Raw genomic sequence first — 17173 nt, 5'->3', positions numbered from 1 at the left:
GGACAATTGGTTTCTCGACATCTTCTACGTCAGCCGGCGCGACGCCGGCGTTCGTGCCGAAGCGCGGGTGCGTGGCCGGCGCAGGTGAACCGCGCCCCGCCGGGCTCCCTTCGTCGGCATCTTCGCCTTCCTCGGATGTCGGCCCCCGGTGGGGGCCTGCCCGGCGCGCCGATACATTCCCAGCTCCTCGAGGTCTCCGCCATGGTGATCGTTCTCCGGTGCACTGGCCGACCAGTTGCTGGCTCTCCCGACCGGCGACCGCGTGCGTCTGGCCCAGCTCCTGCTCGCGAGTCTCGAGGACGTGGAACCAGGCGCCGAGGCGGCGTGGGATGTCGAGCTCGCACAGCGGGCGGACGACCTCGCGACCGGCCGCGTCGCGGGCGTGCCGGCCGCTGACGTGTTTGCCGAAGTCGAGCGGCGACTTCGCGGGTGACACTCACGTTTCACCCTGCGGCGCGTGACGAGTTCGTCGCGGCGGCCGCCTACTACGAGGCGGCCATGCCCGGACTCGGCAGCCGCTTTCAGAACGCCGTGCGTCGCACGACCGACCTCGCGCTCGTTCATCCAGACGTGGGAAGTCCACGGGCCGCTGCGCGACGCTTGCCTGTGTCCGGATTCCCGTACGATGTGGTCTATTGGGTCCGCGGCGAGGTGATCGAGGTGTTGGCGGTGCTCCACCATCATCGACGCCCCGGCTACTGGCGCTCGCGGCTCCGTGGCTAGGTATACCCTGCGCACGTCATAACTGCGCTTGGAGCAGTCGCGCTCTGCGGTCGCGGCTTCGCCGCTCTGGTTGTAGCGCGCTCGCAGCTCAACCTTTCGTTAGGACTCCACAAAGCAGCCCATGAGCCGACTGCTCGGGCTATACGGCCTTGCGATCACGCTCGCGACACCCCGCGCCTGCGCTCTCGCAACACGCGCTGCATCTCAGCCAAGCAACCGCCGCACCTCCTCCCGATAGCTCCGGCTCGACGTGACCCGGGTGCCGTCTGCGAGCGTCAGCTCGTACTCGCCGTGGCCACAGGGTTCCAGCCGGCGAATCCGGTCGATCCGCACCACATGCGACCGATGCACCCGGACGAATTCCGCCGGGTCGAGACGCGATGCGAGGACATGCAGCGATTCACGCACGAGGTGGCGTCGCCCCCCGGCGACGACCGCCGCGTAGTTGCCCTCCGCCTCGATACGATCAACCTCCGCGACGGCCACGAAGTACATCCCTTGGGGGTCGCGGATCACGAATCGCCGCGCATACCCGCCTTCCAAGCCGGGCCCACCGCGCGCATGGGTGGCGGAGCCACCCGCGGGATCGCTGGTCGGCGCGGGGACGTCGCCACGGAGGGCCTGCAGCGCGGCCCGGAGCGCCGCATCGGCCGACGCGATGGCGCCGGCATCGGGGGCTCGGGACGGTGAGCCGAGCGTCTCGAGCAGCCGCCGCATCGCCCGGTCGAACCGGTCGATGTCGACCGGCTTGACGAGGTAGTCCACCGCATCGAGATCGAACGCCCGGATCGCGTGCTCCTCGCTCGCGGTGACGAACACGACGCACGGTGGGCGGTCCACCGACCAGGGCGCCTCCTGGGCGAGGGCCTCGACGGTCGCGATGCCATCGAGGCCGGGCATGCGGATGTCGAGGAGCAACACGTCGGCGGGTCCATCGCGGAGCGCGGCGAGCACGGCCGCACCGCTGCCGCATTCTGCAGTTAGCTCGAACTCGGGGTGTCGCGCGAGCAACGCGCGCAGGCGGGCCCGCGCGAGGGGCTCGTCATCAGCCACCAGCACCTTCCACGTGCGTCCCGCTGTTGCGGGGAGCGCCTCACTCCGCGCGCGCTTTGCTCCGCTCATGGTCGTGGTCCCCCGTTCCGGTGCGAGCCATTGATGAACGGTAGCGTCACCAGCGCGCGCGTGCCGCCACCGGGCGGTCGCTCCAGTACGAGCGAGGCGCGCTCGCCGTAGAGCTGTGCGAGGCGATCGCGTGTGTTGCGCAGGCCGATGCCACGGCCCGTTCCCGCATTCCCCGGACCGATGATCGACCCTGCCTCCCCGTCGAGCCCCGCCCCATCGTCCTCGACAACGAGGTGGAGCCGCTCGCCCGCGCGCGCCGCTTCGATCCGCACGCGTCCTCCCGTTTCCCTTCCACCAAGCCCGTGTTCGTAGGCATTCTCGACCAGCGGCTGCAGCACCAGGAACGGCACGCGCGCGCCGAGCGCGGCGTCGGCCACGGCCCATTCCACGAGAATGCGGTCACCAAAACGCAGTTGCATCAGCTCAACGTAGCGCGCCAGCAGCTCGACCTCGCGCTCGAGCGCGTGCTCCTCCGTCTCCTCGTGCAGGATCACGCGCAGGAGCGCGGCGAAGCGGGTGAGCATGCGGTCGGCCGCCATCGGATCGACGTGCAGGAGGGCCGTGACCGCGTTGAGCACGTTGAAGACGAAGTGCGGCTGCAGCTGTGTCCGCAGCGCGGCGAGCCGCGCCTCGGCGAGTCCGCGGGCAAGCTCGGCCTCGCGCACGGCGCGGGCGCGTTCCGCCTTGTAGTAGTGGGCCGCGTGGAGGAGCGCGACCATCACGAGGAAGACGGTGAAGTAGGTGAGGGTCCGCGCGGCAGCGCTCGTCGCGACGTCGGGGACGCCGGTGATCGCGACCACGACGGGGGTCATCACGACGTGCCGGAGCCAGGCCGCCACGAAGGTGCCGAGCAGCAGGACGCCCGCGTTACGCCACGGATGCGGGCGTCCGACGGGGAAGCGGCGGACCAAGGCCGCGAGCGGCGGCATGAAAGGCAAGCAGGTCCACCACACGACGAGAGACCAGCCAACCTGCTGCGCCCAGCGCGGGTCCTCGCCACGGTCGAGGGCCGCGATGCTGCCGCGCAACGCGTAGAGGACGGCGAAGAACGTCGTCAGCACGACCGCCCCAACCGGCACGACGCGCCGGTCCATGACGGACTCCGGGGCGGACTCCGGAGAGCCGACGTCCTCCATTCCCTGGGTGCCTGTCGTCACGTTTCAATATCCAAGTTGGGCCTTGGCGCCATCAAGATCAAAGTTGCGCCAAGGCGCAACCACGAACACGGTTGCGCCAACGCGCAACCAAGGGAAGGCGATTCGCGACGCCGCTCCTGCGGCAGGGCTCAACGCGGCACGACGGGCTGGGCGCGTCGCATGGCGATCATGGGAAGTCGTGCGCCGTTGTGGTATTCGACGATGCCTTCCATCGTACGCCCGTCGTCGGTCAACCGCGCACGGAACTGCACGTCGCCCTCGCGCGAGGCAACCACCATCCGGACGGAGTCTCCATCAACGGTGAGTGCGCGGATGGCCAGCGTGTTGGTCAGGTACATCGTGATCGAGCCCGCCCATCCCTGCTCGACCGGACCGAGCGCGAGAAAGCCGGGGGACGTCCGATCACCCACGCGCGTCGTGAAGTCCCAGATCCCCTGCAGGTCGGGGCCGACCGCGAGCGTCGTGGCCTGTGCGGCGGCCTGCATCGGGGGTGTAGCGGCCGCGGAGCGCGTGGACTGCGCGCCGGACGTCCCGGACACCAGCAGGGTAGCGACGAACGCCGCAAGGGACACCGCCGAGCGCCTCGCGGCGCGCCTCGCAGGGCGAAGGCGGTGACGATCCGTGGCAGTGGACATGGTGCTACGCTCCTGTTCGAGGTTGGTGATGCGGCAAGAGTAGGCGCACGCCGCACCCGGTGGCGCCGCGGAGACGCGAAATGGACGTTTCGCGGGGCCAGTCGGTCGCTCCGAGCCGTGCACTGCCCTCCGTGTGCGGGCCCACGGCGTTCGCTATCTCCCGGTTGCTCACGGCGGTGCTCACGCCGGTTACGACTGACGGAGCCGTTGATGGCACTGGCGAGCCGCGTCGTGTCGTGCAGCGGATCGGGCCCCTGCTGATAGCGGCCCTGCGTGGCGACACGCTCGCCGCGCGCGCGCATGCCGTTGTCGGTCGGGATCGTGCTGCTGGTGGGGGTCACTTCGTGTCTCGTGCCCACGCGGCGGGTGTTGGCGGTGCAGGCCAAGGCGGCGATGCAGGCTGATGGCTCATCAGGCGACGAGCCGAACGGCATTCTCGTCGTTTGGCAGCGCTTGCCTGTCGCCCTTGTACCGATCCTGGCTCGACGCCATATCTCGCGAGGGCTGCCGTCACCATCACCCTCGTCCCTTCGCGTATGCGCGCCGATGAACTGGCGCCGGTTCTGGCAGGGTTGTTCTCCGAACTGACAGAAGGCGCACCGGCCGGCGGGCAGAACTTCATGCTGAACTCGGGCGATGCAGGGCTGCTGGCGTCGCTCGACCGTCTCACCGCCGCCGACGCGTCACGCTCGGTGCACGGGGGAGCGACCATTGCCGCCCACACACAACACGTGCGCTACGGCCTAACGCTGATGAATGCGTGGGCCGCACACGGTGGCAATCCCTTTGCCGACGCCACTTGGGACGAGGCGTGGAAGGTCGGCATCGTGGACGACGCCCAGTGGGACGAGATCCGCGCCGGGCTCCGGGAAGAAACGCGGCGCTGGCTCGCCACGCTCGGGACGCCGCGCGAGGTACATCGGATCGAGTACGCCGGGATGATCTCCAGCATCGCGCACCTGGCGTACCACCTGGGGGCCATGCGTCAGATTGCCACGGGAGCCCGGGGGCCGAAGGAGGGGAGTTTCCAGCCGGGGTGAGCGCGCCCCCCGGGGCACGATCAGGCAGCGAAGGTCGCGCCGGCTCCCCGCCGAGGATAGGTTGGTGGCCCATGGCACCCAAAGAACTCACCGCGCGCGCCCTCATCCTGGGCGTCCTCCTCACGTTCGTCTTCACCGCGGCGAACGTCTATCTCGGCCTCAAGGTCGGCCTCACCTTCGCCTCCTCGATCCCGGCGGCGGTGATCTCGATGGCGATCCTGAGCGCCGTCAAGAACTCGTCGATCCTCGAGAACAACATCGTCCAGACGGTGGCGTCGGCCGCCGGGACGCTCTCGGCGATCATCTTCGTCCTGCCGGGGCTCGTCATCGTCGGGTGGTGGACGGGCTTCCCCTTCTGGCAGTCGTTCCTCATCTGCGTGAGTGGCGGCGTGCTGGGGGTCCTCTTCACCATCCCGCTGCGCCGCGCGCTGGTGACCACGTCAGACCTCCCGTATCCGGAAGGTGTGGCGGCGGCCGAAGTGCTCAAAGTGGGATCAGGGACGCGCGGGGAGCTTGGCGACGACGCCGGTGAGTCCAAAGAAGGGCTGCGGGCGGTGGTACTCGGCGCAGTTGCTTCCGGCGGTTTGGCCGTGATCGCGGCCACGCGCATCGCCTCGGCCGAACTGGCGGGATTCTTCAGGCTTGGCGCAACGGCGTCGTCGGGATACAGCGTCGCCTGGTCGCTCGCGCTGTTGGGGGCGGGACACCTGGTCGGACTCTCCGTAGGGATGGCGATGCTCACGGGGCTCATCATCGCGTGGGGGGTGGCGGTGCCGTGGCTCACGTCGATCACACCGATCGCCGAAGGGGTGGAGCTCGCGGCGCACACCGGGGTGATCTGGAGCCGGCAGGTGCGCTTCATCGGCGCTGGTGCCATTGCCGTCGCGGCGATCTACACGCTCGCCCGACTGACGAAGCCGGTAGTGGGGGGACTCATCACCACGCTCACCCCTTCGCGCTCCACCGCGGCGGTGCCCGACACCGAACGCGACATCTCGCCGCCGTGGATCATCGGGCTTACCGCGATCTGTGTGGCGATCGCCGCGTGGCTCGCGTGGAGCTTTGCCAGCTCCACCGTGCTCGCCTCGAGTGCGCTCGCCCTCACGCTGGTGGCGGCCCCGCTGGTGCTCGTCGTGGGCTTCGTGATCGCCGGGATCTGCGGCTACATGGCGGGGCTCATCGGGGCGTCCAATTCGCCGATCTCGGGCGTGGGGATCCTCTCGATCGTCGCCTGTGCGTCGCTGGTGGCGATGGTCGTCCCCGCGACGGCGGAGTCGTCGCCGGCGCTGGTCGCCTTCGCGCTGTTCGTGACGTCGATCATCTTCGCCTGCGCCACGATCTCCAACGACAATCTGCAGGACCTCAAGACGGGGCAACTCGTCGGCGCCTCGCCCATGCGGCAGCAGATCGCGCTGATCGTCGGCGTGATCGCGGGGGCTGCGGTGATTCCGTTCGTCCTCAACCTGCTGGCCCGGGCCTATGGCTTTGCCGGTGCGGCCAATGTCGGTGTCGTCGCGCCCAACCCGCTCCCCGCCCCGCAGGCCACGCTCATCTCGGCACTCGCGCAAGGTGTGATTGGCGGGACGCTGCAGTGGACGATGATCGGGATCGGGATGTTGCTGGGCGTTGGACTCATCCTGCTCGACTCCGCGCTCGGCGCCATGAAGAAGCTCCGCATTCCGCCGCTCGCCGTGGGGCTCGGGATCTACCTGCCGATGTCGGCGACCTTCGCCGTCGTCGTCGGAGCGCTCGTGTCACATTGGTACGACGGTCGTACCAAGACGATGCCCAACCCGCAGCGCGCCGAGCGACTGGGCACGCTGGTGGCGTCGGGGCTGATCGTGGGAGAGAGTCTGTGGGGGGTGCTCAACGCGGGACTCATCGTGGCGCTCTCCTCCGACGCTCCCATCGGCATCGTCGCGCACGACTTTGCGCTCGCGCCATGGCTGGGGATCCTGGGCTTTGTCGGCGCAATTGTCTGGCTGTACGGATGGATGCTGCGTCGCTCCCAGGCGGTCACACGCAGGTGATCGACCGAGCGCGCACCCCCTCTCCGGGAGAGAAGACCAAGTCGAGCTCGGCCGACCTTCCCTCGGGGATGCGGTGGGACCGCCGCGCGCGCCGAACGTCCCGCGTGGCGCGGGACGGGGATACTCGACGGCGAGCGCTCTCTACGTAGCGCACGCCGCAAGGGTGACCATCGGCGCGAAGACGGCGGCGGCGCCGCACCCGAGGACGGTGCGGCGGGCGTGCACGGGATGGATGCGGAGGAGCAGCGGGACGCGTGGTGACGCGGCACCATATCCTGCCCTCGTTCCGTACCCCGCCCCCCAGTCGCCGTGGTGCGCACGCTCTCCCTCACGTTGCTCCTCGTCCCGGTCGCCAGCAGCACGCAGCAGCGCCCCCGTTTCACCCGGGTTGGCTCGGTGGTCGCGCAGGCGATTCGGGGATGGAAGCTCCCCGACCTGGCCAGAAGTGGTCTCGGCTTCCTGCACGCGGTGTGTGGGTGGAGCGTGGGCACCTCCCGCGGCGTGAAAATCCGATCGGGATCGTAACACGCTCTGGCACTCCCCTTCTCTCTTGACGAACGCGCCTGTCCGGGGGGGATAGTAGAGGGGTGTGTCATCGCGAAGTCCGACGAGAATCGCCGCATCCAGGGCAACGCGCTCGCGCGCGCCGCCACGGGCGGGAAAGAGAATCGCACGCTCTGCACAGGCCATCGCGCAGTCCGACAAGACAACGTCGCGGCGCGCATACGCGACGTCGCGGGGCGTACAAGCGACGACGCGACGCGACCACGAGACAACACGGCGCGAACAGGCGATCGAGCGGCGTGTCCAGGGCATCACGCGACGCGTCCCATAGACGGCACACCTTGCACAGGTGATGTCACAGCGCGACGAGCCAACGTCGCGGCGCGACCAACCGACGTCGCAGCGCGTTCAGGCGTCCCCGCGGCACGCACAGGCGACGACACGGCGCGCGCAGGCGACAAGGCGGCGCGCACACGCGAGGCGTCGCGCGTGACAGGTCACCGCACGACGCGCACAGACGACGTCGAGGAGCGGACAGGTGACCACGCGCTCGGGCCAGGCGACAACGCGAGGTGCACAAACGACCCGTCGAGGCTGACAACCCGCGCAACGCATCGCACAGGCGACCGCGCGGCCCATCGAGGCGACGTCGCGGCGCGACGCAACGTCCGCGCGGCACGACGAGACGACGCACCGACGTGCACTGGTGACCGCGCGGCGCGGACAGGTCAGCGTACTGGGCGCACAAACGGCGAAGCGCAACGCACAAGCGGCGAAGCGCAGCGCACAAGCGGTGACACGCAGCGCACCAACGACGGGTCGAACAACAGAGGCGATCGCGCGCAACTGCCAGATCACGTCGCGAAGCACATGAGCGACCGCGCGACGCGTCCACGCGATCGCGCGACGATGTCAGGCACCATCGCGCACTTTCCACGTGACGTGGCGGCGTTGTCGATGCACGATGCGCAGTTGTCAGGAGGCGACGCAGCGTCGCCGACGGACCGGGCGGCGTGGTCAGGAGGCTTCGCGGCGTTGGCCGCGGCAGCGCGCATCGACCGAAACACCGCCACGCACATGCAACGAGGCGCGCGTGCGTTGTCTCTTCCATCGAGGCCACTAGCATACATAGAAGGGAGACGGTGCCACGCCGCTCCGGGCCCGCAGGCACTGCAGACGCTCCGTGAGCCCACGTTCCTCGTCAGCCGCGCGATGGCGCGCCGCTTCATCTCCCTCACGCCGGATAGCGAGCCGCTCGACTTACACGTGCATCCGCTCGCGCAGCACGCCATGGAGCGGAACACCGGCGCTCGCGACGCCATGTTTCGCGCCACGTTCCCGCGCCTCCGATGCGAATCGCCCGTGTCCCGCCGAGGCGACGGAGCGCGGTGCGGTTCGGTCGGCCGACCATCGCAGCGCGCTCGGCTTCGCCCCTTCCACCACCCCGATCGAGACTGCCCGTTCGCGGGTTTGCGCGACGCACGCTCATGCACGACCGGGCAGTAGCCGGGTCGGGATTGTCGGCCAACGCCTCGACTTGCACCGGGAGCACGCCAGGTTCTGCGAGGCGCGCACACCGACTGGCCGCGCTTTCGCCAACGCGCTCGGGTGTACCCCCGAGCGTCGCTCGACGACGGACCTGGCGTCTCCGGCAGCCCCCGACAGGTTCGCCGCGGCCCAGGGCCCAGCTTCCACGCCCGGGGGCCGGAGGGTATCCTTCGCGGTTGCAAAAAGGGCGTCCGCCCGGGCCCAGCCCGGCAACGTTAGCCCCGGTCCGAGTGCCCAAGACCGGGGGGACGGCAGTCGCCCGGCTTCTGCAGAACCGCTGGACCCCAGCGTGCGCCGGGGTGCTCGCTTCGCTCGTTTCTTCCCGTCTTTCCCGCGAAATGTCCCAGACCGAGCTCGACTACCGACCGTCATACCTGGCCGCGGCAATCGCCGGCGCCCTGGTATTCACGCTCTACATGATCACGCTCGGCCCCTCGACGGCCATGTGGGACACGAGCGAGTACATCGCGGCGGCGTACATCCTCGGGCTTCCACACCCGCCGGGCAACCCGTTCTTCGTCCTGCTCGGACGCGTCTTCTCGATCCTCCCGATCGGCGGCAGCGTGGCGATGAAGGTGAACATCCTCGCCGCGCTGTGCAGCGCCTCGTCGGCGGCGATGTGGTTCCTCATCACCGAGCGGGTGCTGGTCAGCTGGTTCGCCGAGCGGTGGCAGCGCATCGTCGGGGGCGGGCTGGCGGCGCTGATCGGGGCGACGGCCTTCACGGTCTGGTCGCAGTCGGTGGTGAACGAGAAGGTGTACACGGTCGCGCTCATCGGCGTTGCACTCGTGGCCTGGCTCACGGTGCGCTGGTGCGATGATCCGGACGGCCCCAAGGCGGACAAGCTCCTCGTCCTCATTGCCTACCTGCTCGGCCTCGGCTTCGCCAACCACATGGCGGGCTTCCTGGCCGCGCCGGCGGTGGCCTTTGCGGTCATGGTGCGCCGCCCCAAGTCGATCCTGCGCTGGAAGCTCATCCTCGCCTGCGTGGGCGCGGTGCTCTTCGGCATGACGCCGTTTGCCACGCAGCCCATTCGCGCGGCGCACTTCCCCGCCATCGCCGAGGGCGAACCGACGGCGTGCACCACGGAGATCACGGCGGCGTGCACCTTCGACAAGGTCACGTGGGAGCGTTTCGTCTACAACTTCAATCGCGGGCAGTACGGCGCCCCCGATCCCAACGACCCGAGCCGCGTGTATCCGGCGCAGGTCTCGATGTACTGGATGTACTTCAAGTGGCAGTGGTGGCGTGACCCGTACAACGAGCACCAGACGATGCAGGCGGTGCTGGCGGCGCTCTACCTGGTGCTCGGCCTCTTTGGAGGCTGGGTGCACTGGAAGCGCGACCGGCAGTCGTTCTGGTTCTTCGGGCCGCTGATGTTCACGATGACGCTGGCGCTCATCAAGTACCTCAACTTCAGGTACGGCTACTCGCAAGCACCCGAACTCGGCGATTCGGTCGAACGCGAGGTGCGCGATCGAGACTACTTCTATCTCTGGAGTTTCTCGGCGTGGTCGGTATGGGCGGCGCTGGGGCTCGCCTTCGTCTGGGAGTCGATCGCCGCGTTGTTAGGCAGCGAGTCGGTCAAGGTGGGCAAGGAAACACTCGACCTGCCGCGCAAGCGGAGCTGGTTGCTGGCGACGCCGGTGCTGGGGCTGGCCTTCTTCCCCCTCGTGGGGAACTGGAACGCCTCCACGCGCCATGGCGACGAGACGACGGCCAAGTTCGCGCATGACCTCCTCAACTCGGTGGAGCCGTACGGCATCCTGGTGACCGTCGGCGACAACGACACCTTCCCGCTGTGGTATGCGCAGGAGGTGGAGGGGATCCGCAAGGACGTGATCGTCGCCAACACGTCGCTGCTCAACACCGACTGGTACACGCGGCAGATCATCCGCAACCCGGTGCGCGACTTCGAGGCGGCCAAGGCGCCGGCGCTGTACAAGGGCGGGACCTGGACCAAGCCGTCGGGGCCGCCGGTCAAGATGACGTTGCAGCAGGCGGACTCGATCCCGCTGTACTTCGAGCTCCCCGACACGGTCGTCTTCGAGGGCTACGGGCTGCGCACGAAGATTCCGCCGCGCGTGCTGACGCGTGCGGACTACTTCGTGCTGCAGATGATCAAGGACAACCCGGGGCGCCCCATCTACTTCTCGCGCACGGCGGGGAGCTACGGTCGCGAACTGGGGCTGGAAGAGTACCTGATCACGCAGGGCCTCGCGCGACGTCTGCTGAACCACGCCCCGCTCGCCTCGCGCGACACGCTCATGGTGCCGGGCGAGGGGTGGGTCGACGTGCAGCGCTCACGGACGCTCTGGCAGGACGTCTTCCAGGGGCAGGCGTCGTTCGTCGCCAAGGGCGGCTGGCCCGACAAGGCGTCGGTCGGCATTCCGGCGCTCTACGTCTCCACCGGCTTCATGATGCACGACGTGCTGAGCGCGTCGGGTGACGAAGCGGGTGCGGCGAAGGCGCTCGAGGGGGCGAAGCAGGTGGCACAGGCCACGCGCATCGCCGACTTCTTCAACTTCGATGCGCTGCAGCAGCAGGCGCCCACGCCACTGCAGGGTGACGTGAAGCCCGCGGTCCCGCTCGACATCGCGCCGAAGGACACGCCGGTGAAGAAGTAGGATCGGGAGACGGGAGACGAGAGAGGGCCGCATCGGGGATGCGGCCCTCTTTCGTTTGTCATGACGGTGCGCAGCGCTGCTCGATGGACTTCACGCGCGCGGCGATGGGGGGCTTCGCGAGCTGTTCTCGCATGCCGTCGTTGGTGAAGGCTCGGCGTGCGACTGGGCGGGCGAGTGAGGTCAGAACACGCCGAGCGTCGCTGCACTTCCCTGCCCGCGCCAGCGCCTCGGCGCGCGCCACGCGCACCTCGAGCCAGACGCCGCGCGGGTTCGTCCCCCCTTCCACGCGCGAGAAGAATCGATCGGCGAAGAGCGCCTCGGCGTCGTCGAAGCGACCGGCCGCGGCAAGGAGGCGTGCATAACGATAGACGAGCGCGGTCGGCATCCCCGGCTTGTCGGGGTAGCGGTCGAGTTGCGCCGCACGCTCAGTGGCGCTCTTCCCGGTCCGGGCCATGAGCGAGTCGTGGATGACCCACACCTCGGGGTTGGAGGGCTCGGCCCGCGTCGCTTCGGCCGACACGGCGACGACGCTCGCCGGATCCGCACCCGTCAGGAGCAATGCCTGGACGAGATTCCGATGCAGTGCCGGGACCCCCGTCGGACGTGCCGCGAGCACGCTGCTCCACATCGCCGACGCGTCGCGCACGTCGCCGCGCTGCATGGCGAGCATCCCCAGCAGGTAGCGGGCCGAGGCGTCCCTGGGGCGCGCGCGCTGGGCCCACTCCAGCACCTCACGATCGCGCGGCCGGTTGGGGAACACATAGGTGAGCGGAAGCGCGGTGGCGCTGTCGAGCAGCGCGGCGGGATCGCGTCCTGCCCGGCTCGAGGCGAAGGCCCGGTAGTACGCCACCAACACGTGCTGGTTGGGATGTGGCATCCCCGCCTCGCGCACCACGCGCCCGTCATCGGGCCAGCGGGTGGCGAGCAGGGCGACCGCTTCCGAGTCCGCGCGCGCGTCGAGGAGCGCGTCGGCGACCTCCAGCACGCGCTCGGCGTCTCCCGCCAGGTGCACGGCGAGCGCCGAGTCGCCCCCGGCGATCTCGCGGTGCAACCAACGCGCAAGGTTGCTGGCTGGCGCTGCCGCCAGCACGCTGTCCGCCAGCGCGCGCAGGTCGAGCGACACGCCACCGCGCGGCATTCGCGAGAGGCGCCACGCCGCGAGGAGGCGAGTCTCGTGTAGCCGCGTCGCGCGCGCTGACGCAGCGCCGCTGACGACCTGCGCGAGGGGCGTCGTCATGTCGCCGTACAACGGGACGCCGCAGCGCGCGAGCGCGAGGATGGCGGCCGCGCGCGTGGGCCCAAACTGGCGCGCCTGCTCGAAGTCGACGCGGGCGCGGGCGGTGTCGTGCAGCGCCAGGCGGCCCAGCCCGCGGTAGTAGGCCATCTCATGGTCCGCCGGCTGCAGCGCGAGGGCCTGCGTGGCGTGCTCCACGCCCAGCACGTGGTGTCCCAGCGACACTTCCAGTCGGGCCGAGGCGCGCAGCAGCGAAAGGTCGAGCGGATTGACCATCAGCCCAGACCGATAGGCGCCTAACGCGCCGAGTTGGTCGCCGTTCACCTCGCGGTCCTCGCCGTACGAGAGCCAGTCGCCCTCGCGACGCTCGACCGGGGCACGCCAGGCGTGCGCGGGCTGCCGACCCACCTTCACCAGCGAGTCGGGGAGATAGTCGAAGACGCCCTGCGTGTGCTGCATCAGGACGGTGCCGTCGGCCCCGCGAAGCTCGACGTGCGCCGGTGGTGTTCCCTGGGGGACGCGCACGACGAGCCGCGTGACGCGGTCGGGCGAAAGCCCAGTCGTCGCCGTCGCTTCCGTGCGCCCTGCCGCCAGCGTCACGCGCCCGCCATCGAGTCGCCTCGTCAGCTGCACCGTCGCGCGAATCTCCAGCGAGTCCGCGCCCACCTGCACCGCCTCGAGGTGCAACGCCCCGTTGGGGTTCATCCGCGTGAGCCCCCCGATCGCGCGCAGCGGCATCCAGTACTCGCGAAACGACACCGCATCCTGCGGCTGCAGGAAGCCGTACGTCTCCTGGTCGCGGAAGAGCCCCGCCTGGATCTCCACGTAGGCGCTGGAGTCGTCGGAGAGTTGGCGCCGCCAATCGAGCGCATCGGCGTCCACCCCCCACGACCAGATCTTCTTGGCCGGCAGTTCCTCGGGCGGGGCGTAGTGCGCGACGCCGGCGTTGGTGCGCGGATGCCAGATCCCCATGAACCCCTCTCGGCTTGCATGCGCAAAGCGCGACACCGGGCCGTAGATGTGGTTCTTCAGGACGGAGTTGTCGGTCCCGCGAGAATCCACCGGCCAGGTGTCGACGTCGGCAAAGCCGTGCGACGCGGTGAACTTCATGGGGTAGAGGATCTGCGTGTCGTCGAAGGCGCGCACCCCGGCGTTGGTCCACCAGTAGAAGCGGCGGCGCACGTCGCTGCGGTTGTAGAGCGTGGTGTGCTGCTCCAACAGCGCCGTGCCGGGGCGCAGGGTGAGCTTCACCGTCCACTGCATCCCGTAGGGCCGATCGACGTTCCCCACCCAGACCGAGGCGCTGCCGTCCGCCTCCTCGCGCAGGGCAAAGTCCACCGGCGAGGTCGTCATCCAGTTGTGCGAGACCGGGAAGTTGAACTCGATCCCGAAGGCCGCCCACGACCCGCGATAAGCGATGTTGGAGACCTTGATCGACCCGTTGGCGTAGAACATCTCCTGGCCGTTCACCTTGTCGGTGCACGAGTACAGGTGCCCGCCAAGGTCGGGGAGGACCGAGCACTTGAGGTACTCGTTCTCGAGAAAGAGGGCGCGCCAGGCGCGCGGCCGCCGCACGTCGGTGAGGACGTCGCGGATGGTGTACGGATAGTTGGGGCGCCCCGCCGGCTGCAGGAGGTCGAAGGGCGGGTTCACGTCCGGCCGCCCTTCGTCGTACGTCGGCAGAGTGAGCGTCCCCTCCCATGCCCGGGCGCGTGTGGACGGCTGGGCACGCAGCACGAGCGGAACCGCAAGGGTGAGACAGGCCGCGGCGACGGCGACGAAAACAGCGCGGGGGCGGCGGCAGGCGGAGAAGTCTCGCATGGGCGTGAAGATGCGCCGGCCCGGGCGCGATCGCGAGTCAGCAGGAGCAGATGCGGAGGGGACCGTGCGAGCCTCTTCCAATCGGGGCTTCCGCTCGCCACGATTCCCTGCGTCACCTCGCATCCCATGCCGGAGCCCCTCATCGCGCCGATCGCCGCCTACACGACGCTGACGCTGCTCGCCCCCGTCTCGGGCGTCGTCGTCCCTCTCGACGAGGTCCCCGACCCCGTCTTCGCCCAGCGCCTCGCCGGCGATGGGATCTCCATCGACCCTGTCGGCAACGAGATCGTCGCGCCGTGCGATGCCGTCGTCCGGCAGGTGCACCGCTCCGCGCACGCGGTCACACTCGACGTGGCCGGGCTCGAGCTCGTGATCCACGTCGGGCTCGATACCGTACTGCTGCAGGGGGCCGGCTTCCATCCGGCCGTGAAGGCGGGGCAGCAGGTGCGGGCCGGCGAGCTCCTCCTCCGCTTCGACGCCGATGTCGTCGCTCGTCGCGCGCGATCGCTGCTGACGGAAATCCTGGTCTCCAACGTCGACCGCATCTCCGCGCTCCGGCCACGCACGGGGACGGTGGTCGCCGGACGCGATGTCCTTCTGGAGATCGACATCCCGGCCGCGGCCAGCACGGCCGCCGCACCAGTCGACGCCGGCGCCGACACCGTTACCTCGCCACCGGTGGTCGTCGCCTCGCGCACCGGACTCCACGCGCGTCCCGCCGCCGTTGTCGCGGCCACGGCCCGGCGCTTTGCCGCCGACCTGCGGCTGCAGAAAGGCGATCGCGAAGCCAACGCCCGCAGTGTGGTCTCCATCATGGCGCTCGAGGTGGGCGGCGGCGACGCCCTTACCGTCGTCGGACGTGGCGCCGACGCGGCCGAGGCGATCGCGGCACTGCTCGGCATCCTGGCCACCGACCTCGATGCGTCCGCGGGCGAGTTGGCGCGCGAGTCCGCGAGTCACGTTCGGCCCGCCGCCGCCGCTCCAGCCGCCGTGACTCCAGCGGAGCCGCTGGCCGAGGGGGTGCTGCGCGGCGTTGCGGCGTCGCCGGGGCTCGCGATCGGACACGTCTTCCATCTGCGTCACGACGAAGCGGTCGTGGAGGAGCGAGGGGCCGATCCCATCCAGGAACAGCGCGCGATGGAATCAGCGATCGCTGCGGCTCACCTCCAGCTCGAGGGGTTGCGGGAGCGCCTGAGTGCAGAGGCCGATGCCGACCATGCGGCCATCTTCGTCGCGCACCAGGAACTGCTCGAGGACCCCGAAGTGCTCGACCGGGCGGCGGCGCACATCCGCGCCGGCGACTCGGCCGCGCACGCCTGGCGCCAGGCCTATCGCTCGCAAGTCGACCGGCTGCACGCACTCGACAACGCCGTCCTCCGCGGTCGCGCCACCGACCTCAGCGACGTCGGGCGACGCGTGCTGCATCTCCTCGTTGGTGGCTCGGCACCGGTGGACGTGCCCCCCGACTCGATCGTCGTGGCAGAGGACCTGACGCCGTCCGACACGGCAGGACTCGACCGCACGCGCGTTCGCGCCCTGTGCACGACGATGGGGAGTGCGACGTCGCACGTGGCCATCCTCGCGCGCGGACTGGGGCTCCCGGCGGTCGCCGGTGTCGACCCCCGCATTCTTGCTCTCCCCGCCGGCACTCGCGTGGCCGTGGACGGTGACCGCGGGACGGTCAACACGGCGCCGAGCGCGGCCGACGAGGCGCGCATCGTCGAGCGACAGGCGGTCGATGCCGACCGTCGCGGACGTGAACTGGCGCTGGCGATGGCGCCAGCGATCACGCGCGACGGCCATCGCATGGAAGTGGTGGCCAACATCGGTGCGGTGGCAGAGGGGGCTCGCGTCCCCGAGGTGGGGGGCGAGGGGGTGGGGCTGCTGCGCAGCGAGTTCCTCTTCATGGATCGGCGCACCGCGCCCGACGAGGACGAGCAGACCAACAGCTACCGGACCGTTGCGCGCGCGCTCGGTCCAGAGCGCATCCTCGTGATCCGCACGCTCGACGTCGGGGGCGACAAGCCGCTCCCCTACCTCGATGTGGCCACCGAGCTCAACCCCTTCCTGGGAGAGCGCGGCGTCCGCCTCACGCTGGCCCGCCCCGAGCTGTTCCGCACGCAGGTGCGGGCCATCCTGCGCGCGTCGAAGACCGGGAAGGTGGCGATGATGTTCCCGATGATCGCCACCCTGGCCGAGTGGCGCGCCGCCAAGGCGCTGGTGGACCACGAACGCGAAGCGTTAGGCGTGGCGCCCATCCCGGTCGGGATCATGATCGAGATTCCGGCGGCGGCGCTCATCGCCGAGCGCTTCGCGCGCGAGGCCGACTTCTTCTCGATCGGGACCAACGACCTCACGCAGTACACGCTGGCGATGGACCGTACCAACCCGCGCCTCGCCCCGCAGGTCGACGCGTTGCACCCGTCGGTGCTGCGCCTCATCGAGCGCACCGTGGCCGGGGCACGCGCCCACAAGCGCTGGGTCGGCATCTGCGGTGCACTGGCCGGCGACCTGCACGCCATCCCCGTCCTCGTAGGACTCGGCGTGGACGAACTCAGTGCCGACATTCCGCTGGTGCCGGCGGTGAAGGCGCGCGTGCGCTCGCTGTCGCTCGCCGAGTGCCAGGACACGGCGCGACAGGCCCTCGATGCGGCCGACGGGGCCGAGGTGCGGGCCATCGTCGCGGCGCGTCATGGGTAAGGTCGGATCGCTTTCTCGGTGTCACGCGTGAC

The 17173-nt window shown here is 69.8% G+C and carries 11 protein-coding genes; 7 read left to right on the top strand and 4 right to left on the bottom strand.

Features of this window, described 5'->3' with window-relative positions; genetic code table 11:
* Window positions 1-235: 235 nt before the first annotated feature.
* Both IPN47_17135 and IPN47_17130 read left to right on the top strand, forming a co-directional pair.
* A complete protein-coding gene (locus IPN47_17135) occupies window positions 236-433 on the top strand; it encodes an addiction module protein (GenBank protein MBK9409734.1) in 198 nt (65 codons plus the stop codon).
* Complete coding sequence (locus IPN47_17130; protein ID MBK9409733.1) at window positions 430-723, top strand: type II toxin-antitoxin system RelE/ParE family toxin; 294 nt, start codon at window positions 430-432, stop codon at window positions 721-723. The genes IPN47_17135 and IPN47_17130 overlap by 4 nt, the downstream gene beginning before the upstream one ends.
* Window positions 724-927: 204 nt before the next feature.
* On the opposite strand, the gene IPN47_17125 is transcribed toward IPN47_17130, so the two are convergent.
* From IPN47_17125 to IPN47_17115, 3 genes are all read right to left on the bottom strand, one after another.
* On the bottom strand, window positions 928-1782 hold the full coding sequence (locus IPN47_17125) for a response regulator transcription factor (GenBank protein ID MBK9409732.1): 855 nt from the start codon (window positions 1780-1782) through the stop codon (window positions 928-930).
* A 59-nt stretch (window positions 1783-1841) separates the two neighbouring features.
* Complete coding sequence (locus tag IPN47_17120) at window positions 1842-3002, bottom strand: histidine kinase (GenBank protein MBK9409731.1); 1161 nt, start codon at window positions 3000-3002, stop codon at window positions 1842-1844.
* A gap of 128 nt (window positions 3003-3130) precedes the next feature.
* Window positions 3131-3574, bottom strand: a complete 444-nt coding sequence (locus IPN47_17115) for a hypothetical protein (GenBank protein ID MBK9409730.1) — start codon at window positions 3572-3574, stop codon at window positions 3131-3133.
* Window positions 3575-4173: 599 nt separating this feature from the next.
* Here IPN47_17115 and IPN47_17110 point away from each other — a divergent pair.
* From IPN47_17110 to IPN47_17095, 4 genes are all read left to right on the top strand, one after another.
* A complete protein-coding gene (locus tag IPN47_17110) occupies window positions 4174-4677 on the top strand; it encodes a hypothetical protein (GenBank protein ID MBK9409729.1) in 504 nt (167 codons plus the stop codon).
* 71 nt (window positions 4678-4748) lie between these two features.
* A complete protein-coding gene (locus IPN47_17105; protein MBK9409728.1) occupies window positions 4749-6707 on the top strand; it encodes an oligopeptide transporter, OPT family in 1959 nt (652 codons plus the stop codon).
* Between the two features lie 312 nt (window positions 6708-7019).
* Window positions 7020-7232, top strand: a complete 213-nt coding sequence (locus IPN47_17100; protein MBK9409727.1) for a hypothetical protein — start codon at window positions 7020-7022, stop codon at window positions 7230-7232.
* 1865 nt (window positions 7233-9097) lie between these two features.
* Window positions 9098-11386: a DUF2723 domain-containing protein gene (locus IPN47_17095; protein ID MBK9409726.1), complete on the top strand. Its 2289-nt coding sequence runs from the start codon at window positions 9098-9100 to the stop codon at window positions 11384-11386.
* A 58-nt stretch (window positions 11387-11444) separates the two neighbouring features.
* Here the strand turns inward: IPN47_17095 and IPN47_17090 are convergent, their stop codons facing one another.
* On the bottom strand, window positions 11445-14441 hold the full coding sequence (locus IPN47_17090; GenBank protein MBK9409725.1) for a DUF5107 domain-containing protein: 2997 nt from the start codon (window positions 14439-14441) through the stop codon (window positions 11445-11447).
* A gap of 126 nt (window positions 14442-14567) precedes the next feature.
* Between IPN47_17090 and ptsP the strand changes: the two genes are divergently transcribed.
* Window positions 14568-17141 carry a phosphoenolpyruvate--protein phosphotransferase gene (gene ptsP, locus IPN47_17085; protein ID MBK9409724.1) on the top strand — a complete coding sequence of 858 codons (2574 nt, stop codon included), beginning with the start codon at window positions 14568-14570 and terminating at the stop codon, window positions 17139-17141.
* The last annotated feature ends 32 nt before the right edge of the window (window positions 17142-17173 follow it).

This window comes from Gemmatimonadota bacterium (genome assembly GCA_016719105.1).
GTDB lineage: Bacteria > Gemmatimonadota > Gemmatimonadetes > Gemmatimonadales > Gemmatimonadaceae > SCN-70-22.
Note: the sequence above shows the minus strand (reverse complement) of the source record. Positions and strands in the feature narration are given on the sequence as shown.

Bases quoted from the DNA above. Each gene is read 5' to 3' on its own strand.
- ptsP (MBK9409724.1), top strand. From the start codon at position 14,568: ATGCCGGAGCCCCTCATCGCGCCGATCGCCGCCTACACGACGCTGACG.
- IPN47_17095 (MBK9409726.1), top strand. From the start codon at position 9,098: ATGTCCCAGACCGAGCTCGACTACCGACCGTCATACCTGGCCGCGGCA.
- IPN47_17105 (MBK9409728.1), top strand. From the start codon at position 4,749: ATGGCACCCAAAGAACTCACCGCGCGCGCCCTCATCCTGGGCGTCCTC.
- IPN47_17110 (MBK9409729.1), top strand. From the start codon at position 4,174: ATGCGCGCCGATGAACTGGCGCCGGTTCTGGCAGGGTTGTTCTCCGAA.
- IPN47_17090 (MBK9409725.1), bottom strand. From the start codon at position 14,441: ATGCGAGACTTCTCCGCCTGCCGCCGCCCCCGCGCTGTTTTCGTCGCC.